The organism is Lactobacillus sp. ESL0684 (assembly GCF_029392675.1).
In the GTDB taxonomy this organism is placed as follows: domain Bacteria; phylum Bacillota; class Bacilli; order Lactobacillales; family Lactobacillaceae; genus Lactobacillus.
Genome location: NZ_CP113941.1, coordinates 135,370 through 161,459, shown reverse-complemented (window position 1 = coordinate 161,459; position 26,090 = coordinate 135,370). Strand labels below are relative to the sequence as shown.

Below are 26,090 nucleotides of genomic sequence, written 5' to 3'. Positions count from 1 at the left end.
ACCAGCTAAAACTAACTATATTTTTGAGTATAGTTATAGTTTAAGCCTAAATAAAGTCAAGCAACTTATTATTCGTCAATTTATAGACATTATTAATTATTAAGGATAAAATTAACCTTAAATTGCTAGGTAATTAAAACACAAGATAAGGGAGTAAGATGAAACGTAAATTTAAGTTAATAATTGCCATAATTGTGGCGATTATCACACTCAGTCCGCTTAATACAGCTACTGATACCAATAATAATCAATCAGTAGTACTGGCGGCCACTAAAGCTAAAAAGCAAACCCACAAAAGTACTACTAAGTTGCGTCGCAACTCACGTATTTATAACGCTAAGGGTAAGGCCACTAAGCATAAACTAAAAAAGCATACCAAAGTTAGTGTTGACCAAGCACGTTACATTGGGAGTAAGCTCTACTATCGTCTTGCAGGTAGCAAATATTCGGGTAAAAATCTCTGGATTAAGCAAAGTAACACGGGAAAAGTTACCGGTCCCAAAGTTAAAGTAGTTAATCAGCAACCTAAAAAAACATCCAAGGCAACTATCGGCGGTAGCGGCAATCTGTTGCAACCAAAAGTCGGGACACGTCCACAAGATAATTTGTATTTAGCAGTTAATTCTACTTGGATGCAGCAAGCTAAAATTCCAGCAGATGAATTCCGGACAAGCTCATTTGACGATATTAACTCAAAAGTTAACCAGCAATTAAGTCAAGATATGGCAGACTTTGCTAACGGAAAAAAGGCAGTGCCTAATATCCCAGATCTTAATAAGGCAGTTGAACTATATAAGATTGCCCGTGATACTGATAAACGTAATCACGATGGTGCAAAACCAATTAAGGCAGATCTGGCACAACTGGAAAATATTAAAGATTTCGACGACCTTAATGCTAAAGCAGCAGACTTAGACAACACTATTATTGACTTTCCAATTGGATTCTATGCTAGTCCAGACATGAAGCACGCTCAAACCAATGCGCTTTATTTTAGCGAAATCGGAACTATGTTGCCTGATGCAAGTAATTATAGTAAATCAGAATTCAAAAAACTAAAAAGTTTGCTAAAACAAAAAGCTATTAAGCTATTAACCATGGCAGGCGTCGATAAGACCCAAGCCACCACCTATGTAGCAGATGCACTTAAATTTGATCAATTAATTGCTAAAAATACTGGCTCAGCTGAAGAAAGTGCTGATCTTACTAGCAATTATCACCCAATGAACTTGCAAGATTTTAAAGCCAAATTTACTGACTTTGATATTCAAAAGTTCCTACAAGGAACCGTGGGGCAAGAACCTAAGCGAATCTTGATAACTGATCCAAGCTTCTTAGATAATGTCAATAAAGTCATTAACCGCAAAAATTTTGATGGCCTTAAAAGCTGGCTAATTGTCAACTTTATTAATGATGCCGTTGAAGACCTTTCTCAAGAATTCCAAGAAGCATGTTTACCATACGCTCAAGCTATAAATGGCACAACCAAGTTAGCGTCGGCAGATAAGCAAGCTTTCGCCACTGCCGATAGCGCCTTTGACGAGGTAATTGGGATTTATTACGGTAAAACATATTTTGGCTCAGCTGCTAAAAAAGATGTTACAGCCATGATTAACCAATTCTTGCAGACATATGAAAAAAGGCTACAAAATAACAATTGGTTGTCTGAAGCAACTAAACAACAAGCAATTGCTAAGTTAAAAGCGATGGTTGTCAAGGTAGGATACCCAGACAAGGTGTCAGAATCTTACCATCATCTAAAAGTGACCCCAGCAAGCCAAGGCGGAACTTTATATTCTAACAACCGCGCAATTGCAATTGAAGAAAATAAAGAAAACTATGCCCAGTTATCTAAGCCAGTTGATCGCACTGAATGGAGCATGACTGGTGACACTGTTAATGCTGCTTATAATGTGTACAGCAATGACATTACTTTCCCAGCTGCGATTTTACAAGCACCTTTTTATGATAAAAATCAAAGTAAAGCTGCTAACTTGGGCGGGATTGGCAGTGTAATTGGTCACGAGATTTCTCACGCTTTTGATAATAATGGTGCCCAATTTGACAAATACGGTAATTTAGACAATTGGTGGACCAAGCAAGACTACGCTGAATTTCAAAAACGGATTCAAGCAGAAATCAAATTATTTAATGGCATTAAATATGGTTCAGGAAAAGTAAATGGCAAGCAAACAGTGTCAGAGAATATTGCTGATCAGGGTGGTTTATCCACGGCAATTGAAGTAGCAAAGAGTGAAAACGCGGATTTGCGTGAATTATTTGAAAGTTATGCACGAATTTGGCGTATCAAGACAACTCCTCAAGAAGCCAAATTTCTATTAGCCCAAGATGCCCATGCACCTAGTCCGTTACGTGCCAATGTGCAAGTCCAATGTCAAGATGACTTTTATAAGGTCTTTAACGTTAAGCCAGGCGATGGCATGTGGTTGGCTCCAAATAAACGAGTAAAGATTTGGTAATTTCAACCAACATAATTAAAAAAGCTGCACATATTATTGTGCGGCTTTTTTAGTTTGCAATATTTCAATTTAAAATTAGCGTTTATCTAAGATTTGATACGCCTTAGCTAAAAGTATTTCTAAATCCTTTTCCTTTACGTGACCCACAACTTTTCCATGTCTACCTTGAAAATCATAATTAGGCATCTGAAAAGTAATCACACTCCCTGATAATTGACTGGCTAAATCTATAATTGGATAATAAAGATTAGCTTTCCCTTTATTTAAGTCGTGAGTAAAAAGCATGCAGACAACTAGTCCAGTTTTTTCGTTGTAACTAGTATTAGAAATTACAACCGCTGGTCTCTGAGTATTTCCAGTTTCTGGATTATGTCCTCCTTCTTCATGCCCTACATGAGGTTCGGAATCAATCCAAATAAGATCTCCTTGCTTAGGATACCTTACCATGCAATATTCTCCTTACCCACTTGCATTGTATCGGGATTGCCAACATCTGACATTTCTTTTCTAAAGTCAACATTATCATAATCACCATTAAACCAAGGATTTGCATCAATCGCTTTGTAAATTAATGTGTCACTATCTTCCTGAACTAATTTAAATTTTTGTCCTACTTTAACCTTTGCCTTAGCCGGAATCGTTAATGATACCGAGTTACCAGTCTTTCTAGCTATAATATTACCTAAGTCTTTTTCCATTTTACTTGCTCCATTCCATTTATGTAACTACAAGTATACACCGGTTAACTTGCTTTTCAAACAAAAAATCCCTAATTGTCAGAATTACACTAACAGTTAAGGGATTTTTAGGTTGTTAAAAATTATTAATTAATCATTAGATAATGCTGTATTGTACATATTGTAATGATTACTTGCATTTCCATTATATCCATCATTCATTTATGGAACTAAAATCAAAGTTATCTATTCCTTCGATTGGTCCAAGAACTTTATGGAACATAGCCATCATACTTGTAACTTTCTGCGTTCTAAAATTACTTACATCTAAGCTCTTAAGTTTTGGATAGAAAGCAAACATTTTATGCATATCTGTTACCTGACTAGTATCAACTTTGTCTAACACTTTATGACTTATCTTAGTCAAACTTTTTTTATCGCTATTAGTCAATCTCTCCACCTCCGAATATACCTAATTCTCCAATTTGGCTTTAAGTATATTCCTTTTTTTAATCAAGTTAAATAACGAAAGCTTGCAGCCTCAATTAAGACCAGCTAAATAACATTAATAGCGGTTTTATAAACAACCAGGTACTTTTATAATAGATAAATAGCTCCAAATAAAATAACATATAATATATTATACATTGAGCTATTTCGGTTTAACTCTATACCAATAAAAAAGTGATAGCAGCAAATTGATCAACTTGCCTTACTATCACTATTAAGTAAATATTTTTTATTTTTCTTTATTCAAAATTATTCAACCAAGTAAACTGCTTACTTTGAATAGCATCATAAATATCATTTAATTCTTTAGTTTGATCTTGCCCCATCTTAGAATTCAGATTCTCAATACTATCAATAATACTTACTACATCAGTACCAACTTGTGTCTCTTTAAATGGGTTGATAATTGCCTTAATATCATTATAGATTACTGGCAAGCTAGTTTGCACAGCACTGGGATCATGCAAATTAGTTCCCTGTAATTGTGTCAAAATATGCGCAAAGCTGTTACCCATAGCATCAAAGTCCAATCCCTGCGCATCTTGCCCAATCTTCAAAATTGAATTGTAAATGCTAGATAGATCAGATTGCGAAGTTGTTGCTATATCTCCAATTGCGTTTAATGTAGCATCAGAATTACCTTTTAGACCTAAAATGCTATTATAAGCAGCTTGAATCTCTGCAACTTGTTTATCTTGAACGCTATCGCTAAGAGTTGTTAACCCCTTTAAGATATTGACTACATCCGCTTGAACTTTTTCACTTTGCTCAGGATCCATTTGCTTCAAATCATTATTACCAGCCAAATCATTTTGTAAACTATTTACTGCATAAAAAATTTGTGCTAATCCTGGACGTAATTGAGTTGCAACATCAGCAACTCCCTTTAATGTTTCATCATTACCATGATAATTTTCAAATGCACTATAAATCCCTTTAAGATTATCAATTTGAGTTTGATCTAAACTATTACCAACGTTTTGCATACCATGAAAGATAAGGTTAAGGTCTGCTTTAAGGCCTTTATTAGATAATCCATTAATTATTGCAGTCAACTTAAATCCGATTGAAACAGCTTGTGATTGAGCCTCAACATCCCAAGTAGCTGGTAAACTTCCGATATCAGCCATAACTCCAGCAAGATCTTTTTTAATAGCTTGATATTCGCTAGGAGTCAGCGAACTACGCAATCCTTCCAAACCCTTAGCAACTTGATCAACACCTGGGCGCATAGCAGTTGCTACAGAGCTGGCCTGTTCAGCAACTTTACTTACCTTAGCTGGCGTTGAGTTTGAGTTGTCACTACCATTATCGGGCTTATTCGGAGTAGTTGCTGGCTTATTATCACTTGGTTTATCAGGTGTAGTTATCGCACCAGTTCCATTACTATTACTTGGCTGACTGGGAGCTGCTGCTGCCGAGTTATTGCCACCATTACTTGGTTGACTAGGAGCAGCAGTTCCAGAGTTACTTGGTGCTGCTGAAGTGTTAGTGCTAGTTGCGGAACCGTTTGGTTTATTTGACTGATTATTTTCAGTTGGTTGCTTGTCAGGTTTGGCACTTTCACTTGGGGCAGGTTTAGCTGCCGAAGTTTGCTTTTTAGCATTAGCTACTGGCAAGTATTTGCCATTACCAAGTGAATAATATTTCTTACCCTTAATCTTCTTTGTACCATACGTTGCAACCGATTTACCAGATTTAACGGTTGTCTTGCCAGCCTTTTTACCCTTACTGTTATAGAGCCGTGTCGTCTTAGTAACTGTTACTGTTTTAGCTAATTTTACATTATCTGCCTTAAGGTACTTGCCGTTATCAAGCAAATAATACTTTTTTCCCTTAATGACTTTAGTTCCATATAGGTTTACAATTTTGTTCTTTTTTAAAGCCTTCTTCCCAACCCGTTTACCTTTTTGGTTATAAGTATAAGCGTTTTTCTTCAATTGTCCCTTCTGGACTGTTGTTGCTTTAGTTGCCTTACTCTTAGCTACTTCAGCCACTTGCGAATCTGCCTTTACCAATGCACTATTAGCATTAGTCATTGCTACCGAACCTAGAATACCTCCAGCAACTGCTGCGCTCAGCAATATCTTATGTCCTACTTTTGTTATTTTTATTTCATCATTTTTATACAAAGTATTCTACCTCCGAATATACCTAAATTAAAAACTTTATTTTTTAAGTATATTATATATTTCGATTAAATCAATTTAAATAACAAATGTTTCTCAATCTTTTTAAATTAGTTAAATAACCTAAAAGTTGATAAGATAAATAACATAATCGTTTTAAAATTATAAATAAAATAACTTATATTATTTTAAAAAGCAATCCTTTTCCGTTGCCGTAACATAAAAAATGATAGTAGCATGCCCAACTAGGCTCTCTACTATCATCATTAAGTAAACATTTTTATTGTAAAATTTAAGTTCTAAGGTTTAACCACTGTTCCAGAAGTACCCTGAATAATTTGGTTAACATTATCTAAGGAGCCAATGACTGCTTCTTTGCCACTTGCTTCAACAAAATTAATTGCCGCCTGTACTTTAGGCAACATACTGCCTTTAGCAAATTGATCTTCAGCAATATATTTTTGTAGTCCTTGTACACTCACATCACCCAAGCATTCTTCATCGGGCTGACCAAAATTAATACAAACGCCAGCAACAGAAGTTAAAATAATTAACCGATCTGCATCCACAAGTTCAGCCAATTTAGCTGCACTAAAATCTTTATCAATTACAGCTTCTTTACCCACAAGTTGCTGATCAGTCTCTACCACCGGAATTCCGCCGCCGCCAGCAACAATTGGTACAGTGCCATTATCAATTACTTGTTGAATTGCACGATACTCTTGAATTTTTTGTGGCTTAGGAGAAGGAACAACTCTTCGGTACCCACGTCCTGAGTCTTCAACAAAAACCCAATCGGGATTTTGATGTTTCATTTCTGTCATTTCGGTTTCATCATAAAACGGACCAATTGGTTTAGATGGCTGACTAAATGCCGGATCCTGCCCATCAATAACAGTTTGGGTTACGATTGAAATAACGTCTTTAGCAATCCCATTTTTAGCCAGTTCTGTTTGCAGAGCATTTTGTAACCAATAACCTATACTTCCTTGAGTCATCGCACCAACTGTGTCAAGTGGCATAGCAGGATTTTTAGGACTATTAGCAGCTAATTGCTGTAATAGTAGATTACCAACTTGTGGTCCATTACCATGAGTTACGATGAGCTCGTCACCATTTTTAATAAAGTTAACTAAAACTTTTGCTGTTTTTTTAACTGCTGCTTGTTGCGCTCTAGCTGTTGGGTCAGTTGATAAAATCGCATTTCCCCCTAAGGCAACAACAACTCGACTATTTGTCATAAATAATTTCCTCAATTCTAATTTATTTTAATTGTGCCGTTAATTAATAAAGTAATAGTTAATAGTGCTAACAATAAAATAATTACCATTACCACTTTTTCCATTTTAGTTATTTTGTGCTTATATTCTTTGGATGCTTCCCAATAGAAGTATAATCCTGGTAAATATGCCAGCGTCGTCATTAATACTTGTTGCCATCCAGCTAAAATCATTGCTAATAACTGAAATCCAGCTGCCAATATTCCAATTGCAAACTGACCCCAGTCGCCATTTTGGTATGAATATTTCATTTGATAGACACCAACCAGCAAATAACTTAATAAAATCGCTGCTGTTGCCAATGTATAAGCAAAATTATAAGCATAATCCGTTGCTAGCAAGGTAAACAGAAACAATGTCTGCATAACACCAGTAATTATTAAAGAAGTTGTGGGTGAATTTTTAGCGTTTAATTTACCCCAGTATGAAGGTAGGGTTTGATCCTTAACCATCAATGTTGTGGTTTCAGCTGGTAACATAGTCCATGATAGCCAAGAACCAATTGTTGAGATAATAACACCGACATTAATAAAACTTGCTCCCCAATCACCAACAACATGTTTCAAGATATTTGCCATGGCTGGCTGTTTAATTGTGGCTAATTGTGCTTGACTCAAAACACCATAAGGTAAGATTGATGCAAAAACATAAATAATAATTAAAGTTGCTAATCCCATAATGGTTGCAGCTTGTGCATCTGAACGCCTTTTGGCACGATTGGCTAATACACTAGCACCTTCGATCCCAATAAAGACCCACATAATAATCATAATGCTTTGCTTCATTTGACCAAAAATACTAAGTACTTTACCACCGTGCAATAGATTATTGGCCACATTGCCCCAAAAGTCAGCAGTAAAAATTCCTGCTTTAAAGCCAACTATGGTAATAATCATAAATACTACCAGTGGAACTAGCTTGCAAATAGTTACAATAGTGTTAACAAAACTTGCACTTTCCACACCATTATTTACCAGCCAGCTTAGTCCCCAAACAAAAATAATAGCAACAAAAATTGACGGCAAATTTTGTCCACCCTTGAATACAGGGAAAAAGTATCCTATAGCACTCATCAGCATTGTGGCAAAAGCAATGTTTCCTAGCCAAGCAGACAACCAATATCCCCAACCACTTAGAAATCCTCCAAGTGGTCCGAAAGCTGCCTTAGCATAACTGAAAATACCGGAATTTAATTCTGGTTGTTTTTTCGACAGATTATTAAGTGACAATACTAAAGCATAGATACCAATCCCACAAAATAGCCAAGCTAGTAATGCTGGTCCTGGAGCCGCTGCATTAGCGAGATCACTCGTAATTCCAAAAATGCCTGTTCCAATTGAAGAACTAACAATCAGGGCAGTTAACCCCGTTTTACTAATTCCTGTTTCTTTATCCATTGTAAATCTCCTAGATTTTTTAATAAAAAAACAGCCGCATACCAAAGAACTTCTGAAGTAAAACTGCTGCCTTTTTGTAACTTTATAACAGAGATATTAATTAATTTAAACCTAAGCTTTAGGAATGAATAAATCACCTAATGTTGCAGCCATAATTGCCTTAATACCATGCTTACGATTCTCCCCCTCCTCGAAAACGCGTGAATATTTGCTACGGAAGACCTCATCGGTTACTTCCATTTCGGTGATGCCATACTTTTCTTCAATCTCTTTACCATATTCGGTCTTTGTGTCATGAAAAGCAGGTAAACAATGCATAAAGATCAATTCATCGTCTGGAGTACCAGTTTTACGCATTAAATCCATATTTACTTGATATGGCTTTAGCAACTTAACCCGTTCTTCCCAATCTGACTCACCCATTGATACCCAAACATCAGTGTAGATTGCATTCGAACCTTTAACACCCTTATCAATGTCATCAGTAATTACAATTTCTGAGCCACTTTCTTGAGCATATTTTTTAGCAATTTCAACATGATTTTCTGAAGGTAACAATGATTTTGGTGCTACTATATGAACATTTATGCCAACCATTGAGCCACCAACTAAAAGTGAATTAGCAACATTGTTGCGACCATCACCAATAAAGGTCAAAGTTAGACCCTTGAGATAGCCAAAGTTTTCTTTTAGAGTCATTAAATCTGGAATTGTTTGTGTTGGATGCCATTCATCAGTTAATCCATTCCAAACAGGTACACCCGAATACTTAGCTAAACCATCAACTGTTGATTGTTTAAAACCACGAAACTCGATTCCATCAAACATACTACCCAAGATTTTAGCAGTATCTTCAACTGATTCCTTTTTTCCTAAGTGAATGTCATCTTTACCTAAGTAATCTGGATGAGCTCCGAGTTCAACTGCTGCTGTAACAAAAGATGAACGAGTTCTAGTCGATGCCTTCTCAAACAAAAGAGCAATACTCTTACCCTCAAGATAACGATGTGGAATATTATGCCGTTTGAGATATTTCAAATGTAAACCAAAATCAATCAAATAGTTCATTTCTGCAGGCGTTAATGAAGTCTCAGATAAAACACTTCTACCTTGGAATATACTGTTCTTTTTTCCGTTAAATCTTTTGTCCATTATAATTAATTCTCCATCTTATCAAACTATTAAATATCTTCTCTAACGATTGGCATTGACATACATCTAGGACCACCACGACCGCGTGATAATTCACTCGAGCGAACCTCATGTACTAAAATACCGTGTTCACGTAACAAATCATTTGAAACATAATTACGGTTATAAGTTACTACTTCTCCTGGAGCAATTGTTAATGTATTAGAACCATCGTTCCACTGCTCTCTTGGCGCCACAATTGGATCACCATTGCCAGTTGGGATTAAGTCAATTTCTGATTGATTCAATTCTTTTTTCAGAACTTCAACAATATCGTCATGATAATCAACTTTAATTTGACCATTTTCATCAGCAGTTAAAACGTATACATCAAGTTTTCCATCTGCTTTTAAAATCGCAGGATGCACCGTAAATTGATTGTAATTAATCATCGTAAAGACAGTATCTAAGTGCATCATTGCATGATTATGTGGAATCCGAATCGCCAAAACGGTATCAAAATCAGAATCCTTAAACAAATTATGAGCAATATCCTCGATCGCCTTAGCTGATGTTCTTTGTGAAACACCAATTGCCAAAACACGCTGACTAAGTACCAGTTCGTCTCCGCCTTCTATACGGCTAGTGTGGTTCCGATCACGCCAAACATGAATACCCTGATCTTTAAAGCGTGGGTGATTAGCAATAATATATTGCATAAATAATGATTCTCGGTTACGCGCAGCAAAAGTCATATGATTAATTGATAAACCATCTCCAATTGCAGCTGCCGGATCTCTTGTAAAATACGTATTCGGCATTGGATCCATCAAGAATGGATATTCGGCATCTTCTGCTAATTCTGCTAATGAATTCAGCTTAACATCGATATCAGTCTTGCGAACACCAGCAATAATTTTGTTAACCATTGCTTGGTTATCCAAGCTAAGTAAATATGCTTTTAAGGCATCATGAACTGACCCAGCAGCATAACCTGACTCTGCCAACATCTGATCTAGAAATTGTTCTTTAGTGCCTTCATCAGCCAAAGCTTGAGCAGCTAATTGCTCCATGTATAAGACTTCAACGCCATTATCTTTTAGAGTATTAGCAAAATCGTCATGTTCTTCTTGAGCAATTGGCAGATAGGGAATATCGTCAAATAATAGACGCTCCATTGAATCTGGGGTAATATTCTCAACTTCCTCACCAGGTCGTTTTAAGATAACAGTCTTTAACTTACCAATTTCTGAAGTTACATGAATTGCATGTTGTGACATAAAAATCACTCCTTTGTGACTAGTTTTGATTTTTTTGATTGAAGTGCACTCAACACGTCGAATATTAATACATAACTGCAAACGCTGTCAAACATTTTTTTGATTTGAACAGTAAAAATTACCTTTTTCAAACCTGCTGGAAGTATATTATAATCAAGCTTGGAGGTGTTTTTTATGACCAACAAAATTTTTTCTCCAAAAGAGAAAGTTTATAATTATTTAGCCCAACAACTAACACTAGGAAAAATTAATCGCCATGAGCACATCACGGAACAATCCTTAGCAGATCAGCTTGGAATGAGTAGAACCCCTATACGAGAGGCTTTATTAGAACTTTCCATGGATAATATTCTTGAAAGAATTCCCAATAAAGGCTTTAGAATTAAGTTTTATACCAAAAAAGATTTACGTGAGCTTTATAGTTTAATTGGGTTACTTGATGGCAAAATTGCTGAATCAACTATTGACCAATTAACCGATCAAGATTACTCACTCATGCAATTTTACGTAGATAGCATGAATTCTGCACTAGCCAATCGGCTGTATACAAAATACAATGAGCTACAAGAACAATTTCATGATATTTATTTAGATAAGTGTGCCAATAAATTATTAAGACAAGAATTAAGAAGTAAAAAGAAAAGTTTTATTGGCAAGGATTACGCAAAACTATCTGACACAGAAATTACTAATCTATTGAAGCAAACTATTCTTGAGCATCAACATATCCTTAACTTATTCAAGCAGCATAATACAGCTGACTTACGTAAATATATCGAAGAGGTACATTGGAATCCCAATAATTCTCGCTATGATGTTTCTTGATAATTAGTCTATATAATAGGAAGAAACTAGAAAATTTTGTATAAGTTCATGATAAACTTTCCAGTTTCTTCCTATATTAGGTACTTGTAAAAATACATTTCAACAGAATAAGTTGAAATGTATTTTTTATCCAATCTTTTTGTGATAAGTTAAATTATTATCAATTGTATTTTGTATGTGAATATTTTCTGTTTTTTTCTTTGCATCTATTAAAATAATGTGTTATTATATAAGCGCTTCCAAGATAGTGAATTAATGGACAAGGAATTCAAGGATAATGGAAAAAAAGAAAAAAATAGGCGGTTTCACTTTAGTCATGTTAATTGTAACTGCTTCAATTGGGGCGGGAGTTTTAGCTCTCAACAGTCAGTTAGCGCAAGCAGCCGCACCTGGTCCTGCCCTAATTGCTTGGGGAATTGTTGGCTTAGGAAGCTTATTACTAGCAGCAACACTTAATAATTTACTCAATAAATGCCCTCAACTTGATGGTATTTTTGCTTACGGCAAAAAAGGGTTTGGCGATTTCACTGGCTTTTTAAGCGGTTGGGGTTATTGGATGTCAGGCTGGCTAGGTAATGTCGCAATCTCAACTGTTTTCATGAGTACATTAGGGAGTTTTTTACCAATTTTTTCTAAAAGTAATAGCCCTTACACAATTACAGGGGCTAGTATTTGCACATGGCTGTTAATTTTATTAGTTTCGCGTGGGATTGAAAATGCTGCTTTTCTAGACTCAATTATTACAATTTGCAAATTAGTTCCAATTATCACTTTTATCATTATTAGCTGGGTAGTTTTTAAAGTTGGCTTTTTCTCTCGTAACTTTTGGGGTAATCTGACTAATTCCTTCAATTTGCAGACTACTTTTTCACAAGTAAAAAATTGTTTTGTAGTTATGATGTGGCTCTTCGTCGGATTAGAGGGAGCCACTGTTTTAGCCGCACGCGCAAAAAGTAAAAAAACTGCAGGACGTTCTACTTTAGTAGGCGTTATTTTATTACTCGTAATTTATATTCTAACTTCGATTTTACCTTATGGCTATTTCACTCGAAAACAATTGATTAATGCTCCTCAACCACCTATGGCCTATTTGTTAAGTAAAATAGTTGGAAATTGGGGAGGCTTATTAATTACTGTGGGGGTACTTTTATCTTCACTTGGTACTTTAATTTCCGGAACTATCTTACCTTCAGAAACAATGCAATCAATGGCTCAAGATCAACTTTTAACTAATAAGCTGAATAATAAAAATAGTTTCGGGGCACCAACAACCGCATTATTAGTAACCGGTACAGTAATTCAACTATTTTTAATCAGTCTATTATTTACTAATAAAGCATACAAATTAACCTATAGTCTAAGTACTGTTGCCATTATCATTACCTATCTAATTATTGCTGCCTTTCAAGTCAAGATTTCCTGGCAAGAAAAAAACCTACTACAATTATTAATTGGAGTAGGTACATTGATTTTTGAAGTAATTGGGATTCTCTCAGCTGGCTTAAAATATCTTCTTGCCTGTACAATTATTTATATTCCTGGTCTATATCTTTACTATCGCACAATCAAAGCGAAGCGAAAATTAACTTTACCAGAAAAACTAGCTATCGCAATTATTACAATTATTGGTCTATCTGCCTTAATAGTCTTAATCACTGGAAAACTATCACTATAATGATTTTTAAAAGTGTAAATGGTACTTGATTGTATAAGACTTTGGTCTATTTGGTTGTAACTCAATCTCAGAAAAATCATTTTCTTTTTCCAGACCAGTCAAAGTTTCAGGTTCTAAAGCTATCCCTGCGTATGGCCGTCCAACACCTTTTGTTCTAATTAGATTCATGTGCTCTTCAGTAAAGGAGTTAGCAGTAAAAGCGACTAATCCATTACGCTTAGATTCAATTGCTACACTGATATTGGTTTCTGGATCTGCTAGCTCCGCAATTATTCCACTTTCATCAGGTTGAACTACAAAAAGATCGTCAAGGCCCTTTTCGTTTGTGTCACTCATTGCCGCAATTGCTGTTCCAAGTTTAGTTGAACCTTGAAAATCAAACGATGTATGAGCAACAGGCAATTTTTTGGTAGTTGGGATCTTTTGCTTATCTAATTCTAAAACTTGATTACTGTTTATCTTTAACCAATGCTGCTTAATAGTCTCAGTCTTACCAAGGTTAAAATAGGTATGCTGTGTAGGATTAAAAACCGTCTTTTCATTACTATTAGCACTAAACTTAATCTCTACTACATCATCCTTAGTTAAGGAATACGTAACACAGACTAGCATTTGACCAGGAAAGCCGTCACTGCTAGCTTGTTCGTGATACATCTTGATCACATCTTCATTAGTCGCATGAACAATTTCACCCTGCCAAATTTGTGTATTGAAGCCTTGAGCACCCCCATGAAGAGTAGTTGAACCTTCATTCGTTGGTAATTGAATAGTTTGACCATCAAGCATCAATCTTCCATTAGCAATTCGTCCAGCAGTTCTCCCAATCGCCATGCAAACATAGAAGGGATTATCTAAATAATCTCGACTATGAGCATAATTTAATACTAAATTACGTTTACCAGTTTTAGTTGGAACACTAATTTCATAGATTGTTGAACCTAAGCCCAATACCGAAAGAGTAACTCCATGTTGATTGGTCAAACTGAACTTTTTAATTTTTTGTTCCTGATATTCATCAAAATCTACTACTGTCCCACTCGTTTTATTTATCATTAATACTATCTCCTAAGTATTTTATTAAATACTACCAAAGCTAAAATTGGTAGGCATTGAATTCGCTTACACAATAACTATAAACTGTTTTCTTTATAGTTGCAAAAAATTCCACATTTTTTTGCGTACTTACTTAAAATCAAGTAAAATAGTGAACAAAGGAGACTTTTATCATGACTGAAACAAAACGCTGTCCTTGGTGCACCGACAGTGATACTTTAATGCAGAAATATCATGATCATGAATGGGGAAAACTAAACTTAGATGAAAAACATCTTTACGAAATGCTAGTCTTAGAGTCATTTCAATCTGGTCTAAGTTGGTCAACTGTACTGCATAAACGAAGCAACTTTCGCAAAGCATTTAATGATTTTGATTTGTTAACTGTTGCAAAGATGGACGAAACAGATGTTACTCGACTAATGCAGGATAGTTCTATCATACGTAACAGGATGAAGATTACTGCTGCAATTAATAATGCCAAAATGATTTTAAAAATTGAAGCAACCCAAGGCAGCTTTGCTCAATACTTACAACAATTTGTTAAAACACCAATTGTGCATCATTTTGAGAATACCGAGAGATTACCTACTACCAATTCTGTTGCTACTGACTTAGCTAGGCAAATGAAAAAAGATGGGTTCTCATTTGTTGGCCCAGTTACAATCTATTCATATTTGCAAAGTATTGGTTTAATTAATGATCACTTAGAATACTGTGTATTTAAATATCATGGCTAAAAAATAAGCAATGCAGTCAAGCATTGCTTATTTTTAGTTATTAAACTAGCTTCTTCCGAATCATACCCGAAATCCAGTCAATCACAATTACCATGATAATGATACCTAATAGGATAATTCCTACACGATCCCATTGGCGATATTGCAAAGCAATAATTAACGGATAACCAATACCACCAGCACCAACTAAGCCAAGAATTGAAGCTGAACGAATTGACACATCGAATCGGTACAATGTATTAGAGATTAAAGCTGGCATTAAGTTAGGTAAAGTTGCGAACATCGTTACATTAGTTTTAGATCCTCCAACTGCCGTAACAGCTTCATTTGGACCGTCATCCAAGTTTTCTATTGCTTCAGAAAATAGCTTTGCTAGCATCCCAACTGAATGAAATCCTAAGGCCAACACACCGGCTGCCGAACCCGGACCAACTGCCTTAATAAACATTAAGGCCAACACAATTTCTGGAAATGACCGAACAATTGCTAAAACTATCTTACCTGTACGCGAGACATACCATTTTTTATGTTTCGTATGCGCAGCCCAAAAAGCAAATGGTAAGGAAATTATTGCAGAAATAAACGTTCCTAAAAATGCAATACAGATAGTTTGCCATAATTGTGAAACCAAATCTTCACCGCTACCATTATACACATATGACCAATCAGGATGAAAAATCCCACTAAAAATCGCACCAGCAATCTGTCCAGCCGTTGCCTTAATTCCACCAAAGTCCATTCCAGTACAAGACCAAACAATTAATGCAACAGTGACTATCCCTAGTGACCAGTGCAATAATCTTTTTTTCGAATCAACTGGTTTAGGAGGTAAAGTTTTCATTTTTGTATTCATTAGTCCATCAACGCCTCCCGAGATTTAGACGAAACATAATCGATTAAGACCACAACCAAAATAATTACAATAATAATTGTTCCCGTTTTGGCATAATCAAAGACTTGCAGCGTCTGTTGCAGATACAGTCCAATACCACCAGCACCAATATAGCCAAGTACAGTTGAGGCCCGAACATTAATTTCAAAAGCATACAAACAATATGAAATGAAATACGTAATTACTTGTGGTAAAACAGCAAACATAATAATTTGTAATTTATTGGCACCAACTGCGGTCAATGCTTCAATTGGACCAGGATCAATCGTTTCAATTGCCTCATAAAACAATTTAACGACAATTCCAAAAGTACAAATTGCTAACGCTAAAACACCGGCAACTGGCCCAATTCCGACAATTGCTACAAAGATTGCTCCAAGCAGCAAGTCCGGAATTGTTCTGATAATATTCATAATTAATCTTAAAACGCCAGTAACTGCCTTATTTTTAATAATATTACGTGCAATTAACAACGAATAGACAAAGGCCAAAGCAGAACCAATGACTGTTCCCAAAATAGCCATCTTGATTGTCTCTAAGAGTAAGGGAACAACCGAACCTAAATAAGACCAATCAGGGTGTAACATCTGAATAAAAATATCCGTAAATTGACTAAAGTTGGCAAACAACGCCCCTAAATTGGTATTAGTAACATCTGTTGAAACAAATAATCCAGCTACAAAAATAATGACCCACAGCAAATTCATAACTTTGAATTTTTTCTTAGGTAATTCCAGTAGCATTTCCTTATTGGTATCAGTCATCCTGCTCACCGCCATTATAAATTTGGGCAAAAGTTGCTTCAGATGTCTCACTCATTTTGCCATCATAAATAATCTCGCCACTACGCACACCGATTACTCGCTTACCAAATTCCCGAGCCAGATCGACACTATGTAAATTAATTACGACAGTCATGCCATGCTTTTCATTTAACATTTTTAGATCCTGTAATACACGACGTGAAGTTTGCGGATCTAGCGAAGCAGTTGGTTCATCTGCCAAAATTATATCTGGATTCTGAGTTAAAACTCTGGCAATCGCAACCCGTTGTTGTTGACCACCTGATAATTCATCAGCTCGTGCATAAACCTTATCAGCTAAATCCACCTGCTCTAAAGCTTCATATGCTTTTTGCTTATCTTCTTTAGTAAATAAATTCAAACTACTCTTCCAAGTTGGATAGTAGCCTACACGTCCAGTCAAAACATTCCGCAGGACACTTGAACGTTTAACTAAATTAAAGCTTTGGAAAATCATTCCAATATTACGCCGTAATAATCGCAGCTTCTTACCTTTAGCTTGCGTAATTGATTTACCATTAATTAAAATGTCACCTGAAGTAATATCAATTAACCGATTAATTGATCGTAATAAAGTCGACTTCCCAGCACCTGATAAGCCAACAATAACTACAAACTCACCTTGATTAATTGTTAAATTAACATCCTTTAAGCCAACAATATCTTTGCCATAGATTTTTTGTACATTCTTTAATTCAATAATTGGCTGTGTTGAAGAATTTGCCATCAGATATATCCTCTATTTCTTTTTGGTTGATTCGATAATCTTTTCATATTTACGCACAACGTTAAAGTCGCTATCTTTAGCGCGAACATAACCTTCATGAGTATAAATACTTTCAATTACCTTCTTACCCTTCTTGGTTTTACCAATATCAATGAAGGCATTAGCTAATTTTTTCTGGAAAGATTTTGACATGCTTGGAACAACCGAAATCGTATCGTTAGGAATTGGCTTTGTAAAGTAGATTGGGACAACCTGATCCATAATCTTTGGGTTATCTTTTTGAACGATTGTACGGGCATCCTCAAAGACAAAGGCTGCATCTGTATCACCATTTAAGACATTCAAGACAGCTTGGTCTTGACCAGTAACAGTTACCAATTTACAACTCTTAGGAACATCCAAGCCTTTTTCCTTTAATTCAGCAATTGGAAAAACATAACCAGCAGATGAAGTTGGGCTTTGCACAGAAATTGACTTACCCTTTAAGTCTTTCCAGCTCTTAATTTTAGAACCTTTCTTAGCAACAATCTCTGCTCGATAAAAATCAACTAAGTCCTTAGTTGGTCGACCATTAGGTTGTTTGACGCCATATCTTTGTGCTTGCAACAACACATCAGCTGCACCTTGTTTATGCGCTAAAATATACCCATTTGGTGGCAAGAAACCAACATCAACTTTTTTAGACTTCATCGCTTCGACTACCGTGTTATAGTCAGTTGACATTGACACATGAACTGGAATTCCTAAACGGTCGGAAAGCATTTTTTCAAGTGGCTTAGCACGTGATTCGAGCTTAGTTGCAGCTTGACTAGGTACGAATTGCACTTTTAAAGACTTGGGTGTGTAACTATCTTGGCTTTCTTGCTTACTCTTATTGGAACAAGCGGTTGCCATTATTGCTACCAAAAAAACAGCAGCACCAACTAGAACTTTTCTAAACTTCTTCATTATGCCCTCCTAGACACAAAAAAAGACTTAATGCAAAAACACAAACGTGAATTAATCTTAAGTCTTTCAATAATTCTTTCAAATAAAACGCGAACAATACTCTTATTCTGTGGGGAATAAAAGCAACAACTGCAAAAACACTAATGAACGCGTTGCGCTCTTCATATCTTTGCATGGCTTTCACTCCCTTTCAGCTATACTGTATACATTCTAATCAATGATAACAAAAATATTCGTTTTAGCAAAGGAATTTCAGTCAACTTTTTCGGATAATTTTTGGTTTATTTAGTTTAATCGTTCTTCTTTTTAGTCGAGGCAATTACCTTATTGTATTCTCTAATGACATCATAGTCACTATCCTTACCGTAAGTATAACCCTCGTGACTATAAATTCTTTCGATAATTTTCTTACCTTTTTTAGATTTTCCAATTTCAATAAAGGCTTTGGCTAACTTTTTCTGGAAGGATTTAGGCATATTCGGCACAACCGAAATAGTATCGTTCGGAATTTGCTTAGTAAAGTAAATCGGCACTACCTTAGACATAATATCTGGGTTGTCCTCTTTAACACTATTACGAGCATCTTCGAAGGTAAAAGCCGCGTCTGTATCACCATTCAAGACGTTTAACACAGCTTGATCTTGACCTGTCACTGTTACCAACTTACAACTTTTAGGCACATCCAGACCTTTTTGCTTTAATTCTGCCACTGGAAAAACATAACCAGAATCAGATGTCGGATTAGAAACAGAAATTGACTTACCTTTTAAGTCTTTCCAGCTCTTAATAGCAGAACTCTTTTTAACAACAACTTGACCACGATATGAATTAACTAACTTATCAGTTTGCTGACCATTAGGTTGCTTGATACCATACCTCTGCGCCTGCAACAGTAAATTAGCTGCATGTTGCTTGTGTGCCATTACATAGGCATCAGACGGCAGGAAGCCAACATCAACTTTCTTAGATTTCATTGCTTCAACTACCGTATTGTAGTCAGTTGACATGGTTACATGAACCGGAATTCCAAGCTTATCTGATAACAATTTTTCCATCGGTTTAACCCGAGACTCCAACTTATTGGCTGAAATACTTGGCACAAACTGTACATTAATTGATTTAGGAGAGTTACTCTTGCTTGAAGTTTCCTTTTTGTTTGAACAAGCTGTTGCACCTACAGTTAACAACAACAAGAAAAACGTTATAATTACTTTTTTTAATTTGGTCATTTTAGCTACTCCAGAAGATTATTTTAAAAAATTATGTCTTTTTACGTCCACTACATATAGTTTTCAATATCACTATACCACAATATATAGTATTTACCAGTTAAAATTTAAAATTCAGCTCCCACAAGATTGCTATCCCAATGAGCAGTAAGGGTTAACGTTCCTGTTTAATTATTTTTGCATTGTCTTAACAATTTTTTCATATTTGCGTACAGTATCAAAGTCACTGTCTTTGACTGGTACATACCCTTCATGAGCATAGACGTTTTCAATGAGTTTATGGCCTTTTTTGGATTTACTAATCTCAATAAAAGCCTTAGACAGCTTTTTCCGAAATGCTTTAGACATGCTAGGTACTACCGAAACAGTATCATTCGGAATTCGTGCCTTGGTAAAGTAAATTGGCACTACTTTACTCATAATCTTCGGATAATCCTTTAACACCTTGTTACGAGCATCTTCAAACACAAAGGCAGCATCCGTATCACCATTTAACACATTCAAAACAGCCTGATCATGACCTGTTACTGTCACTAATTTACAATTTTTCAAAACATCAAAGCCCTTTTGCTTCAATTCTGCAATCGGATAAATATAACCAGCAGTTGAGGTGGGACTTTGAATCGAAACTGATTTTCCCTTTAAATCTTTCCAATTCTTTACTTTAGAGTCCTTGCGTGCCACAATTTCTGCCCTAAACGATTTAGTTAACGTATTAGTCCAGCGACCACCTGGTTGCTTGATATCGTAGCGTTCAGATTGCAATAATACATCAGCTGCACCGCGTCGATGAGCGACCACATAACCATCAGGCGGCAAAAAGCCGACATCCACTTTCTTAGAACGCATTGCCTCCATTAGCGCGTTATCACTAGTTGAGACTAATACATGTACTGGTATACCTAGTTTTTTAGAAAGCATTTTCTCTAATGGCTTAGCCCGTCCCTCCAACTTATTAGCTGCAATACTGGGAACGAACTCTACAGTTAACGATTTGGGCGTATAACTTTTACTTTTTGATTGTGAAGTTTGCTGTGAACAAGCTGTTAACAATACTGTACCCAAAATCGCAACAAAGCCTAATAAAAACCGTCTTATTTTTTTCATTTTGCCCCTCCATGGCATAATTGCACACGTAAAAAGGCATGATGCAAAATCACATCATACCTTTATTTAATATTTCAATAAAAACGAACATTGTTAATTTATGTGCATAATCAGTCAAGCAGTAATAATTCTTTGCTAATTCAAGAATATTATTCATCATTGCCCTCAACCTCCCACTAATATTTACGTTCGTTACGATTATAATATAGCATAAATATTCGGGTTGCTGCAACAATAAATTTTAACCAAGTTAATGCTTTTTAAGTGATTGGGCGATTTTCTCGTACTTACGAACTATATCATAATCACTGTCTTTAGCCTTACGATAACCATATTGGTCATACATTTTTTGGATTAATTTTTGACCGTCTTTAGTCTTACTAATATCGATAAAAGCATTAGCCAACTTCTTACGAAATGCTTTCGGCATACTTGGAGAAACCGAGATAGTATCATTAGGAATTGGTGTAGTAAAGTAAATCGGCACTACCTTTTGTTTAATCTTAGGAGCATCTTTTAAGACTTTATTACGTGCATCCTCAAATACAAAAGCCGCATCAGTATCGCCACTCATAACATTTAAGACTGCCATATCGTGACCATTAACCGTGACTAACTTACACTTTTTGGTTACATCTAAGCCTTTTTGCTTTAATTCTGCCACTGGAAAGATATAACCAGTTGTTGAAGTTGGACTTTGAATTGAAATTGATTTACCTTTTAAGTCCTTCCAACTTTTGATGTTAGAGTTTTTTCTGACAACTATCTCAGCACGCAGCGTGTGTACCAATTTCTTAGTCCAAGTTCCGCCTGGTTGCTTAATTCCATAACGCTCAGATTGCAAAAGTACATCGGCTGCACCTTGCTTATGAGCTTGAACATAGGCATCCGCCGCCAAAAAGCCAACATCAACCTTCTTGGATTTCATAGCTTCGATTTCGGCATTATTGTCAGTCGAAGTAGTCACATGAACTGGAATACCTAACCGTTTCGAGAGCATCTTTTCTAACGGTTTACCCTCACCTTCCATACGACCAGAAGCATCACTAGGAACAAATTGCACATTCAACGACTTGGGGTCATTACTTTTACTAGTTTTTGACTCTTTTTGATTAGCACAAGCTGTTAAAGTCACTACACTAATTGCAGCTAACGCACTTATCATTATCCGCTTAAATTTCTTCATCATCGGCCTCCCTAAAGCTCAAAAAAAGACTCAATGCAAATTACCTAAGTAATTCACATCAAGTCCATCTTGAAATTACACTTTAAATTATTTAATTTTGGAAACTGTAAAAGCTGAACAACAAAATTGATACTGGAATTTTGAACATTCATCGTCATTGTTGCCATCTCCTTTAGCCACAAAATTAACCAATCAAGATGATAGCAGATTTTAAGCTAAAATGAAAGAGCATTCAGCAAAAAAATCATTTTTGTTTAAGAGGCTGATTGTTAATATCCGTGCGTACAATCAATACGTCAGCCAGAGCATGCTGATTAACATATTCTGTTACTGAGCCCATTAACATTCTCTCAACTCGATTTAACCCTGTTGCTCCCATAATAATCAAATTATTATGATGATCTTTAATAAAGTCATAGGAAATTATCGCCTTTGGACTGCCATAACGAATGTGATAATCGATATCATCAAAGTCAAAATTATCATGAGCCCATGCTTTAAGGCTTTTGAGGTATTCAGCTGCATCTTGAGTCATCTGATAAAAAGTATCACTAGTAATCACCGTATCTTGCATTTCACCCAAAAATTGTCTGGTATCAATCACATTTAAGATATCAATGTGCGCCCCCTCTGATAGCGCAATCTTAACTGCCTTATCAAAAGATCTTTCAGCAGAATCCGAGCCATCAACTGGAACTAAAATATTGTTTTTTTTCGTACTCATGTAATCATCCTCTAAAAATATAGTATTCTACTTTAGATTTTATTTTAACATAGTTTTGAATTAACTCGGCTTTTTTGTAATTGTTTATAAAAAGGTTTATTGCTAAAATAGAACTTAAAAGTCAAAAGGCAAGGATGGAAAAAGATGACAGAAAAACTTAAAAACCAACTAATTGGTGTCAAAAGTGGACGGAACTTTCGCGAGTTGGGTGGTTACCAAACTAAAGACGGCAAAACCGTAAAGATGCACAAATTATTGCGGACGGCAAACTTAGGAACACTAGATGAAAATGATCAAAAGCTTTTGCAAGATTACGGTGTGAAATACATCGTAGACTTCAGAAGTAGTACCGAAGCTGAAGCCGAACCCGATCGAATTCCTGAAGGTGCTAGCTATGATTTTGATCCTGTTTTTAGCGAAGATTTAACTAATGCTTCTAGCAGTGTTGAAAATGTCGTTGCCATGGGCGAAAAAGATCCGCAGGCTGGTTTTAAGCATATGTTTATTGCCTACGACGACATGATTACTAGCGCTTCCGCACAAAAGGCTTACCGTCATTTCTTTGATCTACTACTAGCCAATGATCAAGACGGTCAAAGTCTAATTTTCCATTGTACAGCTGGAAAGGATCGGACCGGCTTTGGTGCATTGCTCATTTTGAGCGCTTTAGGTGTTCCTGCTCAAACCATTAAGCAAGATTACTTATTAACCAACGTGACAACCGCGGATTTTGTCGAAGATTTCCTAGCTAAAGCCAAAGCAAAAGGAGCAAACGAGGCTACCTTAAATATTATTAAGGACTTCCAAACCGTTCACCCTGAATACATTGACCATGTTTTCGAAACGCTTGATAAAAATTATGGTGGCGTTAACAACTATCTGCGTGATATTATGAAATTGACTGATGATGAAATCAGTCAGTTGCGTAAAATCTATTTAGAATAAAGGAGCAAAAGACCGATGACGAAAACAAAAACCGTTTATTTTGGTGCTGGTTGGTTTAATGAAAAGCAAAATGATGCTTATAAGGCAGCCATGCAAGCACTAAAAGCCAACCCTACGATCGATTTAGAAAACAGCTATGTCCCACTAGATAATCAATACAAAGGGATTAACGTAGCCGAGCATCCTGAATACTTACATGATCGCGAATGGGCAACTGCTACATACAATGGCGATTTAGTTGGTATTAAATCAAGTGATGTAGTGCTTGGCGTTTATCTGCCAGATGAAGAAGATCCAGGTTTAGCAATGGAAATGGGTTACGCCGTAGGTCAAGGAAAATACATTTTATTAGTTATGCCAGATGAAGATTATGGTAAGCCAATCAACTTAATGAGTTGGGGTGCTTGCGATAACGCCATTAAAATTAGTGAACTAAAAGATTTTGACTTCAATAAGCCTCGTTATAATTTCTATGATGGAGCTGTTTATTAAAGAAACACAATTTAAAAGTTAAGCGACTTCTGCTTAACTTTTTTTGCATTCTAAATTTAAGGAGTTTTAAATGGAACAACAAATTAATATTTTAACCACAACTGATTTGCATGGCTTTATTTCAAATACTGACCAGCAACCTGCACTGGCTCTTCAAAATATCAAGCAAAATTATCCTAATTCGTTATTAATTGACAGCTGATACTTTTTATTTAACAATTAACATTGCACTTCAGTTTTAAATTTGGGATGCTTTTAAATAGGCTACTAAAGAAAAAGGCTTCTTAAGATTAAACTGAGAAGCTAATTTTGATTTACGGTGGTATCGCTTACTTCTTTAATATTTGTAGGTCATCTTCAGCAGTGAGATTGAAAATTAAGCTTTTGAACGTTTTTCTGGAAGTATACAGTGCAAATAGAATTAAGTAGTTATTATACGATGATGATTTCATAACCTAAAAATCAAAATTCTGAAGTTGCTTTTCCCTAATTATAGGCACATAATAGTCTGAAACAGCACTATATAAGGCAAGGAATACTTTTATGACAGATGATCTCGTATATTTAGAAACATACTTATTATAAAAGGATATGATAATTAGGCTTCCTAAGAGTTTTTTATTAAATCTTGGTGTGGAGACGGGAAAAACGAAATTTAATGTATATTATGATATTCCAAATAAAGCTATTATTTTAAAAAAGTAATAGTAAATAGTTAAAACAGGGGAATGTATGAAACCTATTTTAAAATGGCCAGGTGGCAAAGAAAAAGAGTTAGAAATAATAAGAAAAAAAATTCCGACTTATAGCGGAAGATATGTCGAGCCCTTTGTCGGTGGTGGAGCAGTTTTTTTTGATACAAGTAATCCATCTTGCTACATTAATGATAAATCGTCAGATCTTATAAACTTTTATAATTGTATAAAGGATAAAGATAAGGATTTTGTAAGATGTATTCAACAAGAGTACGAAGAGTTTTTATTAATCAGTAGTATAATTGAGGATAATAAAAGTCTTGTTTTGGATGTATATAACCAAAATATTCCAATAGATACTTTTGTCAGAATATTTTTGGAAGAATTCAAATTATTTACTAGTGATTATAGCCGTATTTTTGTAAAAGAGTTAAAAAGTAACCTTTCTAGAAAAATAAAAAGATCAGCAAAGTTAGAAAAAGAAAATGGTGCTATTTCTAGTAAAGATAAAATGGCCAATATAGAAGCTGCTGTTAAATCTGCTTATTATATGTATATACGCTATCTACTAAATAATATGACTTCTTTTTCTAAAGGTAGGCAAGCAGCTATTTTTTGGTTTATACGTGAATACTGCTACTCTTCAATGTTTAGATATAATAAAAATGGAGATTTTAATGTTCCTTATGGTGGAATAAGCTATAACAAAAAAGACTTTGGAAAAAAAATAAGATATGCTTTATCAACTGAAGTTTTTGACAAATTAAGAAATACGTCTATTCAAAATAAAGATTTTGAAAAATTTATTGATGAACTAAGACTTAATAAAAATGACTTTATATTTCTTGATCCGCCTTATGATAGTGATTTTTCAACATACGATAAAAATAAATTTGGCAAATCAGAGCAAAAGCGATTATTTAATTGCTTAAAACATACATCAGCACGATTTATGCTCATAATAAAAAACACGGAATTTATTTATGAAATGTATCATGATACATTTCATATTGAAAGTTTTACAAAAAATTATTTAGTCAGTTTTATGAATAGAAATGAAAAAAAAGTAAAGCATCTTATAATTACAAACTACTAATTATTAAGATGCTTCAGAATTATTTTAACTTGCTATTATAAGAAAAGATTATTTCAGCTATTGAAATAA

At 35.2% G+C, this 26,090-nt stretch carries 25 protein-coding genes; 8 read left to right on the top strand and 17 right to left on the bottom strand.

Features of this window, described 5'->3' with window-relative positions:
• The first annotated feature begins 158 nt into the window (after positions 1 to 158).
• On the top strand, positions 159 to 2,480 hold the full coding sequence (locus OZX56_RS00770; RefSeq protein WP_277139809.1) for a M13 family metallopeptidase: 2,322 nt from the start codon (positions 159 to 161) through the stop codon (positions 2,478 to 2,480).
• Between the two features lie 75 nt (positions 2,481 to 2,555).
• On the opposite strand, the gene OZX56_RS00765 is transcribed toward OZX56_RS00770, so the two are convergent.
• The 8 genes from OZX56_RS00765 to arcA form a co-directional block, all read right to left on the bottom strand.
• Positions 2,556 to 2,927, bottom strand: coding sequence for a type II toxin-antitoxin system PemK/MazF family toxin (locus OZX56_RS00765; protein WP_277139808.1), 372 nt, complete (start codon positions 2,925 to 2,927; stop codon positions 2,556 to 2,558).
• Positions 2,921 to 3,178 carry a hypothetical protein gene (locus tag OZX56_RS00760; protein WP_277125042.1) on the bottom strand — a complete coding sequence of 86 codons (258 nt, stop codon included), beginning with the start codon at positions 3,176 to 3,178 and terminating at the stop codon, positions 2,921 to 2,923. The genes OZX56_RS00765 and OZX56_RS00760 overlap by 7 nt, the downstream gene beginning before the upstream one ends.
• Before the next feature lie 193 nt (positions 3,179 to 3,371).
• A complete protein-coding gene (locus OZX56_RS00755; protein ID WP_277139807.1) occupies positions 3,372 to 3,608 on the bottom strand; it encodes a BspA family leucine-rich repeat surface protein in 237 nt (78 codons plus the stop codon).
• A gap of 298 nt (positions 3,609 to 3,906) precedes the next feature.
• Positions 3,907 to 5,799 (bottom strand): SLAP domain-containing protein, encoded by a 1,893-nt coding sequence (locus tag OZX56_RS00750; protein WP_277139806.1) that lies wholly within the window; start codon positions 5,797 to 5,799, stop codon positions 3,907 to 3,909.
• A 296-nt stretch (positions 5,800 to 6,095) separates the two neighbouring features.
• Positions 6,096 to 7,037 (bottom strand): carbamate kinase, encoded by a 942-nt coding sequence (arcC, locus tag OZX56_RS00745; protein ID WP_277139805.1) that lies wholly within the window; start codon positions 7,035 to 7,037, stop codon positions 6,096 to 6,098.
• Between the two features lie 17 nt (positions 7,038 to 7,054).
• Positions 7,055 to 8,473 (bottom strand): basic amino acid/polyamine antiporter, encoded by a 1,419-nt coding sequence (locus OZX56_RS00740; RefSeq protein ID WP_277139804.1) that lies wholly within the window; start codon positions 8,471 to 8,473, stop codon positions 7,055 to 7,057.
• A 111-nt stretch (positions 8,474 to 8,584) separates the two neighbouring features.
• Positions 8,585 to 9,625, bottom strand: a complete 1,041-nt coding sequence (gene argF, locus OZX56_RS00735) for an ornithine carbamoyltransferase (protein ID WP_277139803.1) — start codon at positions 9,623 to 9,625, stop codon at positions 8,585 to 8,587.
• Between the two features lie 29 nt (positions 9,626 to 9,654).
• Positions 9,655 to 10,884 (bottom strand): arginine deiminase, encoded by a 1,230-nt coding sequence (gene arcA / locus OZX56_RS00730; RefSeq protein ID WP_277139801.1) that lies wholly within the window; start codon positions 10,882 to 10,884, stop codon positions 9,655 to 9,657.
• Between the two features lie 174 nt (positions 10,885 to 11,058).
• On the opposite strand from arcA, the gene OZX56_RS00725 reads away from it, so the two are divergent.
• Complete coding sequence (locus tag OZX56_RS00725) at positions 11,059 to 11,709, top strand: GntR family transcriptional regulator (RefSeq protein ID WP_277125055.1); 651 nt, start codon at positions 11,059 to 11,061, stop codon at positions 11,707 to 11,709.
• A 277-nt stretch (positions 11,710 to 11,986) separates the two neighbouring features.
• Positions 11,987 to 13,384 carry a basic amino acid/polyamine antiporter gene (locus tag OZX56_RS00720; RefSeq protein WP_277139800.1) on the top strand — a complete coding sequence of 466 codons (1,398 nt, stop codon included), beginning with the start codon at positions 11,987 to 11,989 and terminating at the stop codon, positions 13,382 to 13,384.
• Between the two features lie 6 nt (positions 13,385 to 13,390).
• Here OZX56_RS00720 and OZX56_RS00715 read toward each other — a convergent pair whose 3' ends face one another.
• Positions 13,391 to 14,437 (bottom strand): aldose epimerase family protein, encoded by a 1,047-nt coding sequence (locus tag OZX56_RS00715; protein WP_277139799.1) that lies wholly within the window; start codon positions 14,435 to 14,437, stop codon positions 13,391 to 13,393.
• 173 nt (positions 14,438 to 14,610) lie between these two features.
• On the opposite strand from OZX56_RS00715, the gene OZX56_RS00710 reads away from it, so the two are divergent.
• Positions 14,611 to 15,177 (top strand): DNA-3-methyladenine glycosylase I, encoded by a 567-nt coding sequence (locus OZX56_RS00710; RefSeq protein ID WP_277139798.1) that lies wholly within the window; start codon positions 14,611 to 14,613, stop codon positions 15,175 to 15,177.
• Positions 15,178 to 15,217: 40 nt separating this feature from the next.
• Here OZX56_RS00710 and phnE (OZX56_RS00705) read toward each other — a convergent pair whose 3' ends face one another.
• The 8 genes from phnE (OZX56_RS00705) to OZX56_RS00670 all read right to left on the bottom strand — a co-directional run bounded on the left by phnE (OZX56_RS00705) (position 15,218) and on the right by OZX56_RS00670 (position 22,793).
• Entirely contained in the window at positions 15,218 to 16,030 is an 813-nt protein-coding gene (gene phnE, locus OZX56_RS00705; protein WP_277125063.1) for a phosphonate ABC transporter, permease protein PhnE, read from the bottom strand.
• Complete coding sequence (gene phnE, locus OZX56_RS00700) at positions 16,030 to 16,833, bottom strand: phosphonate ABC transporter, permease protein PhnE (protein ID WP_277139797.1); 804 nt, start codon at positions 16,831 to 16,833, stop codon at positions 16,030 to 16,032. Before phnE (OZX56_RS00700) ends, phnE (OZX56_RS00705) begins: the two co-directional genes overlap by 1 nt.
• Positions 16,826 to 17,599 (bottom strand): phosphonate ABC transporter ATP-binding protein, encoded by a 774-nt coding sequence (gene phnC, locus OZX56_RS00695; RefSeq protein ID WP_277139796.1) that lies wholly within the window; start codon positions 17,597 to 17,599, stop codon positions 16,826 to 16,828. The genes phnE (OZX56_RS00700) and phnC overlap by 8 nt, the downstream gene beginning before the upstream one ends.
• A 12-nt stretch (positions 17,600 to 17,611) precedes the next feature.
• Positions 17,612 to 18,547, bottom strand: a complete 936-nt coding sequence (locus OZX56_RS00690; protein WP_277125069.1) for a phosphate/phosphite/phosphonate ABC transporter substrate-binding protein — start codon at positions 18,545 to 18,547, stop codon at positions 17,612 to 17,614.
• A 290-nt stretch (positions 18,548 to 18,837) separates the two neighbouring features.
• Positions 18,838 to 19,776, bottom strand: a complete 939-nt coding sequence (locus tag OZX56_RS00685) for a phosphate/phosphite/phosphonate ABC transporter substrate-binding protein (RefSeq protein WP_277139795.1) — start codon at positions 19,774 to 19,776, stop codon at positions 18,838 to 18,840.
• A gap of 171 nt (positions 19,777 to 19,947) precedes the next feature.
• Complete coding sequence (locus OZX56_RS00680; protein WP_277125073.1) at positions 19,948 to 20,883, bottom strand: phosphate/phosphite/phosphonate ABC transporter substrate-binding protein; 936 nt, start codon at positions 20,881 to 20,883, stop codon at positions 19,948 to 19,950.
• Between the two features lie 250 nt (positions 20,884 to 21,133).
• Entirely contained in the window at positions 21,134 to 22,069 is a 936-nt protein-coding gene (locus tag OZX56_RS00675; protein WP_277125075.1) for a phosphate/phosphite/phosphonate ABC transporter substrate-binding protein, read from the bottom strand.
• A gap of 244 nt (positions 22,070 to 22,313) precedes the next feature.
• Entirely contained in the window at positions 22,314 to 22,793 is a 480-nt protein-coding gene (locus OZX56_RS00670; RefSeq protein WP_277139794.1) for a universal stress protein, read from the bottom strand.
• Between the two features lie 144 nt (positions 22,794 to 22,937).
• On the opposite strand from OZX56_RS00670, the gene OZX56_RS00665 reads away from it, so the two are divergent.
• The 4 genes from OZX56_RS00665 to OZX56_RS00650 all read left to right on the top strand — a co-directional run bounded on the left by OZX56_RS00665 (position 22,938) and on the right by OZX56_RS00650 (position 26,021).
• Entirely contained in the window at positions 22,938 to 23,738 is an 801-nt protein-coding gene (locus OZX56_RS00665) for a tyrosine-protein phosphatase (protein WP_277139793.1), read from the top strand.
• 15 nt (positions 23,739 to 23,753) lie between these two features.
• Positions 23,754 to 24,230 (top strand): nucleoside 2-deoxyribosyltransferase, encoded by a 477-nt coding sequence (locus OZX56_RS00660; protein WP_277139792.1) that lies wholly within the window; start codon positions 23,754 to 23,756, stop codon positions 24,228 to 24,230.
• A gap of 70 nt (positions 24,231 to 24,300) precedes the next feature.
• Positions 24,301 to 24,432 (top strand): hypothetical protein, encoded by a 132-nt coding sequence (locus OZX56_RS00655; RefSeq protein WP_277139791.1) that lies wholly within the window; start codon positions 24,301 to 24,303, stop codon positions 24,430 to 24,432.
• Positions 24,433 to 24,962: 530 nt separating this feature from the next.
• Positions 24,963 to 26,021 carry a DNA adenine methylase gene (locus OZX56_RS00650; RefSeq protein WP_277139790.1) on the top strand — a complete coding sequence of 353 codons (1,059 nt, stop codon included), beginning with the start codon at positions 24,963 to 24,965 and terminating at the stop codon, positions 26,019 to 26,021.
• The last annotated feature ends 69 nt before the right edge of the window (positions 26,022 to 26,090 follow it).

Bases quoted from the DNA above. Each gene is read 5' to 3' on its own strand.
- OZX56_RS00770 (WP_277139809.1), top strand. From the start codon at position 159: ATGAAACGTAAATTTAAGTTAATAATTGCCATAATTGTGGCGATTATC.
- OZX56_RS00765 (WP_277139808.1), bottom strand. From the start codon at position 2,927: ATGGTAAGGTATCCTAAGCAAGGAGATCTTATTTGGATTGATTCCGAA.
- OZX56_RS00760 (WP_277125042.1), bottom strand. From the start codon at position 3,178: ATGGAAAAAGACTTAGGTAATATTATAGCTAGAAAGACTGGTAACTCG.
- arcC (WP_277139805.1), bottom strand. From the start codon at position 7,037: ATGACAAATAGTCGAGTTGTTGTTGCCTTAGGGGGAAATGCGATTTTA.
- OZX56_RS00740 (WP_277139804.1), bottom strand. From the start codon at position 8,473: ATGGATAAAGAAACAGGAATTAGTAAAACGGGGTTAACTGCCCTGATT.
- argF (WP_277139803.1), bottom strand. From the start codon at position 9,625: ATGGACAAAAGATTTAACGGAAAAAAGAACAGTATATTCCAAGGTAGA.
- arcA (WP_277139801.1), bottom strand. From the start codon at position 10,884: ATGTCACAACATGCAATTCATGTAACTTCAGAAATTGGTAAGTTAAAG.
- OZX56_RS00725 (WP_277125055.1), top strand. From the start codon at position 11,059: ATGACCAACAAAATTTTTTCTCCAAAAGAGAAAGTTTATAATTATTTA.
- OZX56_RS00720 (WP_277139800.1), top strand. From the start codon at position 11,987: ATGGAAAAAAAGAAAAAAATAGGCGGTTTCACTTTAGTCATGTTAATT.
- OZX56_RS00715 (WP_277139799.1), bottom strand. From the start codon at position 14,437: ATGATAAATAAAACGAGTGGGACAGTAGTAGATTTTGATGAATATCAG.
- OZX56_RS00710 (WP_277139798.1), top strand. From the start codon at position 14,611: ATGACTGAAACAAAACGCTGTCCTTGGTGCACCGACAGTGATACTTTA.
- phnE (WP_277125063.1), bottom strand. From the start codon at position 16,030: ATGAATACAAAAATGAAAACTTTACCTCCTAAACCAGTTGATTCGAAA.
- phnE (WP_277139797.1), bottom strand. From the start codon at position 16,833: ATGACTGATACCAATAAGGAAATGCTACTGGAATTACCTAAGAAAAAA.
- phnC (WP_277139796.1), bottom strand. From the start codon at position 17,599: ATGGCAAATTCTTCAACACAGCCAATTATTGAATTAAAGAATGTACAA.
- OZX56_RS00690 (WP_277125069.1), bottom strand. From the start codon at position 18,547: ATGAAGAAGTTTAGAAAAGTTCTAGTTGGTGCTGCTGTTTTTTTGGTA.
- OZX56_RS00685 (WP_277139795.1), bottom strand. From the start codon at position 19,776: ATGACCAAATTAAAAAAAGTAATTATAACGTTTTTCTTGTTGTTGTTA.
- OZX56_RS00680 (WP_277125073.1), bottom strand. From the start codon at position 20,883: ATGAAAAAAATAAGACGGTTTTTATTAGGCTTTGTTGCGATTTTGGGT.
- OZX56_RS00675 (WP_277125075.1), bottom strand. From the start codon at position 22,069: ATGAAGAAATTTAAGCGGATAATGATAAGTGCGTTAGCTGCAATTAGT.
- OZX56_RS00670 (WP_277139794.1), bottom strand. From the start codon at position 22,793: ATGAGTACGAAAAAAAACAATATTTTAGTTCCAGTTGATGGCTCGGAT.
- OZX56_RS00665 (WP_277139793.1), top strand. From the start codon at position 22,938: ATGACAGAAAAACTTAAAAACCAACTAATTGGTGTCAAAAGTGGACGG.
- OZX56_RS00660 (WP_277139792.1), top strand. From the start codon at position 23,754: ATGACGAAAACAAAAACCGTTTATTTTGGTGCTGGTTGGTTTAATGAA.
- OZX56_RS00655 (WP_277139791.1), top strand. From the start codon at position 24,301: ATGGAACAACAAATTAATATTTTAACCACAACTGATTTGCATGGCTTT.
- OZX56_RS00650 (WP_277139790.1), top strand. From the start codon at position 24,963: ATGAAACCTATTTTAAAATGGCCAGGTGGCAAAGAAAAAGAGTTAGAA.